Origin of the sequence: Flavobacterium panacis, assembly GCF_024649945.1 — a bacterium.
Taxonomy (GTDB): domain Bacteria; phylum Bacteroidota; class Bacteroidia; order Flavobacteriales; family Flavobacteriaceae; genus Flavobacterium; species Flavobacterium panacis.
On record NZ_JANKMS010000017.1, the window covers coordinates 63682 to 75527 of the forward strand.

Annotated in this window: 9 protein-coding genes; 4 read left to right on the top strand and 5 right to left on the bottom strand. The window is 33.7% G+C overall.

Annotated elements, in window-relative coordinates; translation table 11 throughout:
* The first annotated feature begins 54 nt into the window (after positions 1-54).
* A complete protein-coding gene (locus NQQ59_RS24045) occupies positions 55-2112 on the top strand; it encodes a M13 family metallopeptidase (RefSeq protein WP_144216517.1) in 2058 nt (685 codons plus the stop codon).
* Between the two features lie 169 nt (positions 2113-2281).
* Positions 2282-4342 carry a M13 family metallopeptidase gene (locus NQQ59_RS24050; RefSeq protein WP_144216519.1) on the top strand — a complete coding sequence of 687 codons (2061 nt, stop codon included), beginning with the start codon at positions 2282-2284 and terminating at the stop codon, positions 4340-4342.
* Positions 4343-4581: 239 nt separating this feature from the next.
* On the opposite strand, the gene NQQ59_RS24055 is transcribed toward NQQ59_RS24050, so the two are convergent.
* The gene (locus NQQ59_RS24055; RefSeq protein WP_144216521.1) at positions 4582-4974 is read right to left on the bottom strand and encodes a c-type cytochrome; all 393 of its coding nucleotides are present in this window, start codon (positions 4972-4974) and stop codon (positions 4582-4584) included.
* A 1-nt stretch (position 4975) separates the two neighbouring features.
* Complete coding sequence (gene hemB / locus NQQ59_RS24060) at positions 4976-5968, bottom strand: porphobilinogen synthase (RefSeq protein WP_144216523.1); 993 nt, start codon at positions 5966-5968, stop codon at positions 4976-4978.
* Positions 5969-6211: 243 nt separating this feature from the next.
* Between hemB and NQQ59_RS24065 the strand changes: the two genes are divergently transcribed.
* Entirely contained in the window at positions 6212-6844 is a 633-nt protein-coding gene (locus NQQ59_RS24065) for a hypothetical protein (RefSeq protein ID WP_144216525.1), read from the top strand.
* A 3-nt stretch (positions 6845-6847) separates the two neighbouring features.
* A complete protein-coding gene (locus NQQ59_RS24070) occupies positions 6848-8704 on the top strand; it encodes a hypothetical protein (RefSeq protein ID WP_144216527.1) in 1857 nt (618 codons plus the stop codon).
* A gap of 70 nt (positions 8705-8774) precedes the next feature.
* Here NQQ59_RS24070 and NQQ59_RS24075 read toward each other — a convergent pair whose 3' ends face one another.
* The 3 genes from NQQ59_RS24075 to tnpA all read right to left on the bottom strand — a co-directional run bounded on the left by NQQ59_RS24075 (position 8775) and on the right by tnpA (position 11245).
* Positions 8775-9665, bottom strand: a complete 891-nt coding sequence (locus NQQ59_RS24075; RefSeq protein WP_144216529.1) for a fructose bisphosphate aldolase — start codon at positions 9663-9665, stop codon at positions 8775-8777.
* 82 nt (positions 9666-9747) lie between these two features.
* Entirely contained in the window at positions 9748-10686 is a 939-nt protein-coding gene (locus NQQ59_RS24080; protein WP_144216531.1) for a DUF4421 family protein, read from the bottom strand.
* Positions 10687-10786: 100 nt separating this feature from the next.
* Positions 10787-11245, bottom strand: a complete 459-nt coding sequence (gene tnpA, locus NQQ59_RS24085; protein ID WP_144216533.1) for an IS200/IS605 family transposase — start codon at positions 11243-11245, stop codon at positions 10787-10789.
* Between the last annotated feature and the right edge of the window lie 601 nt (positions 11246-11846).

Sequence of the window (11846 nt, forward strand, 5' to 3'; positions counted from 1 at the left end):
AATTTTTGAAATAATAACAATATGTTTGTATTTTTCCTTAAACTATAAATTTTTATGAAAAAACAATTTGCTAAACCTGTGTTTGGTGTGATATCTGCAATGTTTTCGCTAACAGCAGTTCAGGCTCAAAATGCCCCAAAAGAACCAGGTATTAATGTATCTTATATGGATACGAAAGTCAGCCCAAGTCAGGATTTTTTCAAATATGTAAACGGTACATGGCTAGAAAAAACAGAAATTCCAAGCGATCGTACAACTTGGGGAAGCTTTAATGAACTGATCAAAAGAACGGATAAAGATGTAATGGAGGTTTTAAAAGAAGCTTCTAAAAACCCAAAATATAAATCTAATACCGATCAGGGAAAAGCCGTAAATTTATTCAACACTTATCTGGATACAATTGGAAGAGATAAAAGAGGAATTGAACCATTAAAACCTTACCTGAAAAAAATCGATGCTATTAAAAATGTTGCTGATGTACAGAAATATTTAATAGAAATGGAAAAAGAAGGTGGTTCAGGTTTCTTCGGAATTTACATTGGAGCAGATGATAAAAACAGCTCGAAAAATTCTGTAAACCTTGCGCCAAGCGGTCTAGGACTTCCAGATAAAGATTACTACACTGCAGACGATAAGGATTCTAAAGAAAAACGTGCTAAATATGAATTACATATAGCGAGAATGCTTCAGTTTATTGGAGAATCTCCTGAAAAAGCAAAACAAAGTGCTGCTGAGATTTTGGCATTAGAAACACAATTATCTACACCAAGATTAAACAGAGTAGAAAGAAGAGACAGCCGTTTACAATATAACCCAATGACGATTGCTGATATTCAAAAATTAACTCCAGCAATTAAATGGAATGAATATTTTACTGGTTTAGGAATTACTAAAGTAGATTCTGTAATTGTTTCTGAACCTAAATATATGACAGCACTACAAACCGTTTTTAAAGAAAATAAGGTAAACCAGTGGAAAGAATATTTGAAATGGGATTTACTAAACGGAGCTTCTGGACAATTAACAACGGCTATTGATAATGCTCGTTTTGACTTTTATAGCAAAACTTTGAGAGGTGCAATCAAACAACTTCCTGCTGAAGAAAGAGCACTTAACTTGGTTAACGGAACTGTTGGAGAAGCTTTAGGAAAATTATATGTAGAAAAATTATTTCCTGCTGAAGCAAAAGAGAAAGCGTATAAAATGATTCAGAATGTGATTTTGGCTTATAAAAACAGAATCAATGCGTTGACTTGGATGTCGCCTGAAACAAAAGTAAAAGCGATTGAAAAGCTAAATAAAATATCGATCAAAATCGGTTATCCTGATAAATGGAAAGACTATTCTGCTTTAACGATAAAAAGTACTGCTGAAGGAGGAAATTATTTTGATAACATGAAAAACTTAGCAAAATGGGGATTCCAGGAAAGTATTGATAAACTGAAAAAACCAGTAGATAAAACAGAGTGGGGAATGTCGCCACAAACTGTAAATGCTTATTACAATCCGTCTTATAACGAAATTGTATTCCCAGCTGCGATCTTACAACCGCCTTTCTACAATTATCAGGCAGACGAAGCAGTTAATTATGGTGGAATTGGAGCCGTAATCGGACACGAGATTTCTCACGGATTTGATGATTCTGGAGCACGTTACAATGCAGAAGGAAACTTAGTAGACTGGTGGACAGAAAATGATTTGAAACAATTTACAGCTTTAGGAACTGCTTTGGCAGACCAATACAGTGCACTTGAGCCACTTCCAGGAGTTCATGTTGATGGTCATTTTACTTTAGGTGAAAATATTGGAGATTTAGGTGGTATTAATGCTGCGTATGACGGATTACAATTGTATTTGAAACAAAATGGAAATCCAGGTTTAATCGACGGATTTACACCTGAACAACGTTTCTTTATTTCTTGGGCAACTGTTTGGAGAACAAAATCAAGAGACGAAGCAATCAAAAATCAGGTAAAAACCGATCCGCATTCACCAGGAATGTACAGAGCTTATGTACCAATCCAAAATGTTGATGCTTTCTACAAAGCTTTCGATATTAAAAAAGGAGATAAAATGTATGTTGAGCCAGAAAAACGAGTTAAAATCTGGTAATCAAAATAATAGTATTCTTAAAACGGCGCTGTATTCAGCGCCGTTTTTATTTACCTGAAATGCTAATTTTTCAGAATCATATTCTTACAAATCAATTATTTTAGAATTTTAACATTGAATTAAAAATAATAACAATATGTTTGTAAATACACTAAAAAACTAAACAAAAATGATTAAAAAACTTTCTAAGCCTGTGTTTTGTGTGGTTTCTGCAATGTTTTCATTAACAGCAGTCGAAGCACAAAATGAAAAACCAAAGGAGCCAGGAATTAATATTTCTTACATGGATCCTAAAGTTAGTGCTAGTCAGGATTTTTTCCGTTATGTAAACGGAACCTGGTTAGACAAAACGGAAATTCCAAGTGACCGTAATTCTTGGGGGAGTTTTAATGAACTTCGTCAAAAGACCGATAACGATGCTCTTGCTATTTTAAAGGCAGCATCAAAAGATCCAAAGTACAAATCAAATACAGATCAAGGTAAGGCCATTGCTTTATTCAATACTATTTTGGATACTGTTGGAAGAAATAAAAGAGGAGTTGCACCACTTCAGCCTTATTTAAAGAAAATTGATGCTATTAAAAATGTAGCGGATCTTCAAAATTACATAACTGAAATGCAGCTTGCTGGCGGATCTGGTTTCTTCGGCGTTTATGTTGGAGCTGATGCTAAAAACAGTAACAAAAATGCTGTAACCTTAAGCCCGGGAACCTTAGGATTGTCCGATAAAGATTATTACAATTCTGATGATAAAGATTCTAAAGAAAAACGTGAAAAGTATGAAGTTCATGTTGCTCGAATGATGCAGTATATTGGAGAATCTCCAGCGAAAGCAAAAGAAAGTGCAAAACAAATCGTGGCTTTAGAAATCGAAATGTCGGCTCCAAGACTGGATCGTGTGGAGAGAAGAGACAGAAGAAAACAATACAATCCAACAGCAGTTGCCGATTTGAAAAAGAATACACCTTCTATTCAATGGGAAAAATATTTCTCAGGAATCGGAATGGCAAAATTAGATACAGTAAATGTGGCACAGCCTCGTTACATGATCGCTTTGGAAAAAACTTTCACAGAAAAGAAAGTAGAGGCTTGGAAGGAATATTTGAAATGGTCTTTATTAAATAAAGCAGCTTCAACTTTAACGACAGATATTGAAAATGCCAACTTTGATTTCTACGGAAAAACATTAACAGGAGCTTTAAAACAACGTCCGCGCGAAGAAGTAGCTTTACAAGTAATCAACGGAGCGACCGGAGAAGCTTTAGGGAAATTGTATGTAGAAAAATTATTTCCTGCTGAAGCAAAAGCCAAAGCGAAAGATATGATTGCGAATGTAATGCTGGCTTACGAAAACAGAATCAATGCTTTACCTTGGATGTCGAAAGAAACGAAAGTTAAAGCAATCGAGAAACTGAATAAGTTGACTGTTAAGATTGGATATCCAGACAAATGGAAAGATTATTCAAAATTAGAACTTAAGAATGTAAATGAAGGCGGTACTTATTTTGATAATATGAAAAACATTTCAAAATGGGCATACGCTGAAAACTTAGCTAAACTCGGAAAACCAGTTGACAAAACAGAGTGGGGAATGTCTCCGCAAACGGTTAATGCTTATTTCAATCCGTCTTATAACGAAATTGTATTTCCAGCTGCAATCTTACAGCCACCTTTCTACAATTACCAAGCTGACGAAGCAGTTAATTACGGTGGAATTGGAGCCGTAATTGGTCACGAAATTTCTCATGGTTTTGACGATTCTGGAGCTCGTTACAATGCTGATGGAAACTTAGTGGATTGGTGGACTCCAGAAGATTTAAAACAATTTACAGCTCTTGGCGGTCAATTGGCAGCTCAATACAGCGCATTAGAACCACTTCCAGGAATCTTTGTAGATGGTAAATTTACATTAGGTGAAAATATCGGAGATTTAGGCGGAACTAACGCAGCTTATGACGGTTTGCAATTGTATCTGAAAAAACACGGAAACCCAGGTTTGATTGACGGATTAACGCCAGAACAAAGATTCTTTATTTCTTGGGCTACAGTTTGGAGAACAAAATCTCGTGACGAAGCAATTAAAAGTCAGGTAAAAACAGATCCACACTCTCCAGGAATGTACAGAGCGGTTGTGCCAATCAAAAACTTAGATTCTTTCTACGAGGCATTCGGAATCAAAAAAGGAGATCCAATGTATTTGGAACCAGATAAACGAGTTAAAATCTGGTAATCTTTTTATATAAAACTAAAAACGGCGCTTGATAAAAGCACCGTTTTTTTATTACTAATAATCCGTTTTGTTGAATTATTATTTTCAATTTTACTCATCAGTTTAGATTGAAATCTTTGTAAATCTGCTTTAATCTTTGTAAATCTGCGTGAAATCGATGCACAAAAGTATTTCACGCAGATTTACACAGATTTTAGCAGATCAAATTAGATTATTTGTTGAATGAAAAAGGGTTGCCACTATTTCAATTGACTATAAATGTAAGCTTCAATTGCTTTTAATTCTTCATCAGACATGGCCTGAGTAATAGCAAAATTGGTTTTCATCACCTCAAACTGACTTGGATCTACGATCGGTTCTGCATTTCCTTTTAAGAAAGTGACCATATCACCCTTTTTGTCTTTGTAGATTTTGGCAATTTCTTTAATGCTCGGCCCAATTACTTTTTGATCCGGTTGATGACAGGCAAAACAATTTCCAGTTCCTTCAAAAAGTTCTTTTCCAAGTTCTTCTGGAGTTTTCGCTTTCGCTGATTCGCCTTCAGAAACCGATTCCGTTGTTGTAGTTTCAGAACTTTCTTTTTTACAAGAAGCAAAAGCTAAAACAGCCGATAAAAATAAAACTTTTTTCATCTTATTTCTTTAAAAGTATTGCTGCTTCTTTAGCAAAATAAGTAGAAATAAGATTAGCACCTGCACGTTTGATGCACATTAATTGTTCCATCATAATTTTGTCATTATCCAACCAGCCTCTTTCAGATGCTGCTTTGATCATGGCATATTCTCCAGAAACCTGATAAACCGTTACAGGAACATTTACCGTGTTTTTGATCTCGCGAACAATATCCAAATAAGCAATTCCTGGTTTTACCATCACCATATCTGCACCCTCTTCTACGTCAGACAAAGCTTCTTTAATGGCTTCGATGCGGTTGGCATAATCCATTTGGTAGGTTTTTTTATCTTTCGGAATATCGGTTGTGTCAACTGGAGCAGAATCTAAAGCATCTCTAAATGGACCATAAAAAGCTGAAGCATATTTAGCAGAATAACTCATAATTCCAACATTCTGAAATCCCGCAGCATCCAAACCTTCGCGAAGGCGTAAAACACGTCCGTCCATCATATCACTTGGCGCCACAAAATCGGCACCTGCTTCTGCGTGAGAAACCGCCATTTTTACTAAAGCATCAACAGTACTGTCGTTTTCTACATCACCATTTGTTATAATTCCGTCATGGCCATAAATTGAATAAGGATCTAAAGCTACGTCTGGCATCACGATCATTTCTGGACAAGCTGCTTTTATCGCACGAATAGCTTGTTGCATTAATCCGTTTGGATTCCAAGCTTCTTTTCCAGTATTGTCTTTTAGGTTTTCGCTCACTTTTACATAAATGTTAACTGCGCGAATTCCTAAATCAAAAAGTTCTTTTACTTCTTCAACCGTTAAATCTATAGATCTTCTGAAAATTCCTGGCATTGATGGAATTTCTACTTTTACATTTTCGCCTTCAGCAATAAACATTGGAAACATAAAATCCGATGGACTTAAACTGGTTTCACGTACTAAAGAACGAATGGATTCATTTACTCTTAATCTTCTGCCTCTTTGTAATGGGAACATATCATTTTAGATTTTAGATTTTAGAATTCAGATTGATAAATCTTGCTTTCTAAAACCGAAGTTGTTTTTTATTTTTTTTCGAAGTTGTGTTACTTTTTACAAGCGGTGCAAAGTTACTGAAAAAGGAACAAAATAAGGTGTTTAGCTCCTGAGAGAATCCGTTAATATTATCTAAAAATTTGAATTTTTATATTGAATTGGATAAAACATGGTTTTTCAAATATTTCCGTCTAAATTTGTAATATGAAGAAAATTCTCGCTTTATTTTGCTGTCTGCTCTTAACGAGTTGTTTTGAGATTACAGAAAGAATCAAACACCACGACGATCAAAGTGGTGAATATACTTTGATGATCGATTTTTCGAAGTCTTGGTTTAAGACCAAATCGGCTATTTGGCTGGAAGAAGTTGACGGTGTGAAAATTCCGAACGAACAGGAAATCGTTCAAAAACTAGAAGATTTCAAAACTAAAGCTTTAAAAATCGATGGAATTTCGAATGTCAGTACAAAAACTGATTTTCAAAATTATGTTTTCATCATTAAACTTAATTACGCGAATCTAAAAGCATTAAACGCTGTAGTCAACACCATAAACAATCAGCGCGATCAGATTCACTTTAGCGGAAGCGATAAAAATTTCCAGCGAATTGCTTCGTATCCAGTTCCAGAAAAAGTGGCAAACGATCCAAAGAAAAAGAAAGATCTTGAGGAAGCGAGCATAACTTCTATTTATACTTTTGACCGAGATATTGTGGCTGTCGATAATGCGAACAGCAAAATTTCAAAAAATAAAAAAACCGTTTTTTTAAAACAAAGCATGTACAGCGTTTTTAAGAAATCGACTTTAATGAATAATTCCATCCAATTAACGCCTTGATTTATGAAGCATTTTTACACCTTATTTTTACTATTCGCCACTTATTTGACTTTTGGACAAAACGTTGCAAAACATGATTATTTTGTACAGTTCAACGGAAATCAGCTTTCTAAAAAAGTTAGCATCGATGAAGTATTGAACCATCCAATTATAACGAAATACATCAGTAAAAAACCTGATTTTGATCTTCGAAAATATACTTCGATTATTCAAATGGATCAAAAAATTACCATTCACGGCAGTTTTTTAGATAGTGTCCCGTATTATCAATTTACAATTCCGATCAAAAACAAAGAAGCGGTTAGGCAATATTTGGTTGAAAAACAAAATGCAAATGGGAAAAACGGTTCGATTGAAGATTTTGGAAAATATGCTGTTTTTACACCAAAAGGATTAAAAAGATCTTTTGTCTGGAATGACAATTATTTAGTTGTTTTTGAATTGACTAAAAAACTTCCTTCTAAATTTTATGATTTTGCAGAAACTTCTGTGGCAATAGATTCTGTTGCAGTTGCAGAGCCGTATGAAGAAACAGTAGTTGATGTACCTGCTTACGGAGTGCCAACAACTGAAAATCCGCCAACAATTGCGGAGCCAGCTTCAAAAAATACAGATCCAATTGTATTTGATGATCCAGCTCAAACTGAAAAAGATTCTTTGTACGATGGAAATCCGTATGAAGAATACACAGTTCAACAAGCAGAGTTTGATAAAAAATTGGCCGAAAGTCAAAAAGAGATTATAAAAAACTTATTTGAAAATGGTTTTATTGCGCCAACTTCTTCCAAAATAAATGAGTCAGCAGATATTTCAACTTGGGTAGATTATGGTGGCGCCATTTCGAGTTTGTATTCGATGTACAATTATCCGATGGCAGTTTTGGGAGGTTTGGATAAATATCTTCCAATGCAGAAAAACTTCGGAAATTTTATAAAAGGAATAAATCTTGATTTTTATTTTGATAATGACAATGCTAGAATCGAAGAACTTGTAGAATATTCTAAAGATATGGCAGCCGTTGTGGGTAAAATCAGTAATAGAAAAATCAACAAGAACATTTTCAATTATTTTCCAGCAGCGAAACCTTTGGGATATATGTCGTATCATTTCAATACAAAAGCGACGCTTGAAAACTTTCCGTCTTTAATGGGAGAAATGTTGCAAAGTCCGAAACTACTAAAAGAAGACATAACACTAATTACCGATTTAATTTCTACAATTGTGGATGAAGAAGCTACAGCTAAGCTTTTTGATGGCGATTTAAGCGCTTTTTTATACGGAATGAAAGAAGTTGAGGTAATGACCAAAAAATACGGTTATGATGAAAATTATGAAGAAAAAATAACGGAGGAAAAAGTGAAGAAATCAGTCCCGTTGTTTTCTGTGATTTTTACTTCGACGCATCCTACATTTGGAGATAAGCTTTTACAATTGGGCGTTCGTAAAAAGCTATTATCGCAAAATGGCGATTATTACCAGATTTTAGGCGCGAAAGAATACGGAGATCTTTTTATTTTGAAAGACAAAGATGTTGTAGTTGTTGCGAATACAAAAGATTATTTTAGAACAGGAAATGGTTCTTTTGTTGGTGATGCTAAGAAAGTTTTAGGAAAAAACAGCATCTATGGAAAGCTGGATATTGCACAAACAGTAAAATCTTTTGGTAAAAATGCGAAACAAGACGATTTAGTTCGAATCAATAGAATTACAAATCAGTTTTCTGACTTTGCAATAGAGTCACCAAAAAAACTAATTGACAATAAATTTAAGTTTGTCTTTAAATTAAACTCTTCACAATCGAATAAAAACATCATTTTACAAACGCTAGATTTAGCTGATGAAATGATGGCTTCAAAATAAGAGTCGAGTTAAAAAAGTAAATCCCCGAAATTGAAGTTTCGGGGATTTTTTTATTTAAAAGAAATTGATTTTAAGTAATTGAAGCTTTGTAAATAGCTTTTATAGTGTTAGCAAGTTCTGTATTAAAATCAGTATCAGACTGCTTGGCGTTTAGACTTTCAGATAATGCTCTGGAAAAGCTGGCGATTAATCCGTGATTTTGTGCGAGTTTGTCATTGGCCTCTTCTTTCGAATAACCTCCAGAAAGTGCTACAACACGAACGACATGCGGATTTGAAATTAGATCTTTGTAAAAATTATTCATTGTTGGAATAGATAGTTTAAGCATTACTTTTACATCTTTGTCCAAAGAATTCAACTGTTTTTTGATTTCCTGTTTTAGAATTTCTTCCGATTTTGCTTTGTCAGGACTGTAAATATCAACCTCAGGTTCAATAATTGGAATAAGTCCTTTATTGAAAATCTGTAACCCGACTCTGAATTGCTGTTCTATAACATCGCGAATTCCATCAGGATTTGCTTCTTTAATAACAGAACGCATTTTAGTTCCAAAAATATTTCGCTCTACGGCTCTAGTCAATAAATCATCTAAATTCGGAATTGGTTTCATAAGCTGGACACCGCTTGCAAGGTCAGTTAGTCCTTTATCTACTTTTAAAAACGGAACTATATTTTTCTTTTCCCATAAATAATCTGCGGTCCATTGACCGTCGATTTTACGGTCCATAGTGTTTTCAAACAAAATAGCTCCGAGGATATATTCACTTTCAAAAGCAGGGCTTTTGATAATTCTGGTTCTCATTTCATGTACAAGAGTGTACATTTCTTCGTCATTTGAATAGCTGTTTTCTTCAACGCCATATTGCGATAATGCTTTTGGTGTACTACCGCCACTTTGATCCAATGCTGCAATAAATCCTTTTCCGGTTTGCATTCGATTTAATTGTTCCTGATTTGCCATAATGATGAAATTTAGTTTGTATAAATCTCTGTAATTTAAGCATTATTTTTTAGAACATATTGATTGTGAGGTTTTGGATTTGTTAAAGTCCGATTTTCTCATTGACTTTATCGTATATCTCTTTTACTTTTTTTGGAGGATCAAATCGGTAGCCAACAGAAAGTTTTACAGTAGCAATATTATCATTCAATCTTGGATCTACTTTATCATCTTGTGCAAAGCTTACGGTATTCAAACTGGCAAAACCAAAAAAGCGGTCTTTATTGTAAGCCAGTTTTAGATTGAAATCGGCTTGATACAAAGCTGAGGTATCTCCGTCGATATCATTAATTCCAGCACCTAAAGCAATTCCAGCACCAATTAGAACCCGATCACTAATTACAAAATTGTAAAAGTAGGCAGGAGCCAATGTAAATACGTACATATCTCCAGGAGAAGAATCAGGAGTATTTAAATCTAAGTTTGTGTAATAAAAAGAAAAAGACGGAATAAAACTTCCAGAACTCTTAGTTTGCCATTCGTTTTGACTTACTAATGTTTTAAAAGAAAATTTATCGTTGAAAACGTAAGCTGTAGATCCACCGATTTTAGTGGTTCGCATACGAGGCAACTGTGCTGTTATATTGTCGTCACTTATGTAAAATCCCTTTTGATTGATAAAAGTAAACGATTGCATCCATTTTTTATAATAAAAACGAGTGTTGAAATTAAAGTGTTTTGAATTAGAATCGCCTTTGTTCCTGCTTAGAAATTTAGGAGCAAAACCAATTGTAACATCGATTATTTTATAATTTAAATTGAAACCGATCTGTTCTCTTCGATTGGGAATAAGATTTAAGAATATTTTAGGTTCCTGATTATCTGAAGCAATTTCAAAACTATTCGAAGTATCTAAATAATAAATGCTTGCAGTAATTTTATCATCATAGGATTTAAAATACGGATTCTGCAAAGTGTCATTTTGGGCAAAACAGCTCAAAATATTTGTAAATAACAATATCCCGATTAATTTTAAATTCATCAATAATAAGTTTTTAATTTTAAAATGCTCCAGCGGAGCAAAATATTTATAGCTATTAAATTGACAATCTAGTGAAAAGCTCCAGCGGAGCGAAACAATATTAAACCTCTTCAAAAAGATATTCATTTTTAAAATCAATATTGAATAGTTTTAAAAATTCAATATATTCTTCTTTAAATGTTCTTGTCTTATGATGTTGCTCTTGATTTTGAATGTATTTTATAACATTATTTAATTGTGAATGACTATATGAAAAAGCACCAAAACCAGTTTGCCATTCAAATTTTCCATTTATCCATTTTTGTTCATTTATAAATTTAGTAGAATTTGATTTTATGTCTCTTACTAAATCTGATAATGAAATGTCTGGTTTTATTCCAACTAAGATATGAATATGATCTGGCATTCCGTTAATCGCTATTAGTTTTTGTTTTTGATTAGTGATAATTCCAGTTATGTATTTATAAATTTCATCTTTCCATTTTGATGAAATTAAGTTTTGCCTTCCTTTTACAGCGAAAACAATTTGAATGTACAATTGAGAATAAGTATTTGCCATTTTTTTATTAAAATTATTAGTCATTAAAGCTAATTAATAATTTTAATTTGTAGGATAATTATGGTTTTTTGTTGATGTTTTATTCTTGGGGTTATATAAATATTTCGCTCCTCTGGAGCTCTTAATAGAATGATGTATTTTGTGTTCTATAAATATTCCGCTCCTCTGGAGCTCTTAATAGAATGATGTATTTTGTGTTCTATAAATATTTCGCTCCGCTGGAGCTCTTGATAGAATGATGTATTTTGTGTTCTATAAATATTTCGCTCCGCTGAAGCTCTTGATGGATGATATGTTTTGTATTCTATAAATATTCCGCTCCGCTGAAGATCTTGATGGATGATATGTTTTTTATTCTATAGATATTTCGCTACGCTGGAGCTTTTGATGGATGATATGTTTTGTATTCTATAGATATTTCGCTCCTCTGGAGCTCTTAATAGAATGATGTATTTTGTGTTCTATAAATATTTCGCTCCGCTGGAGCTCTTGATGGATGATTGTTTTGTATTCTATAAATATTCCGCTCCGCTGGAGCTCTTGATGGATGATATGTTTTGTATTCTATAAATATTTCGCTCCGCTGAAGCTCTTGATGGAT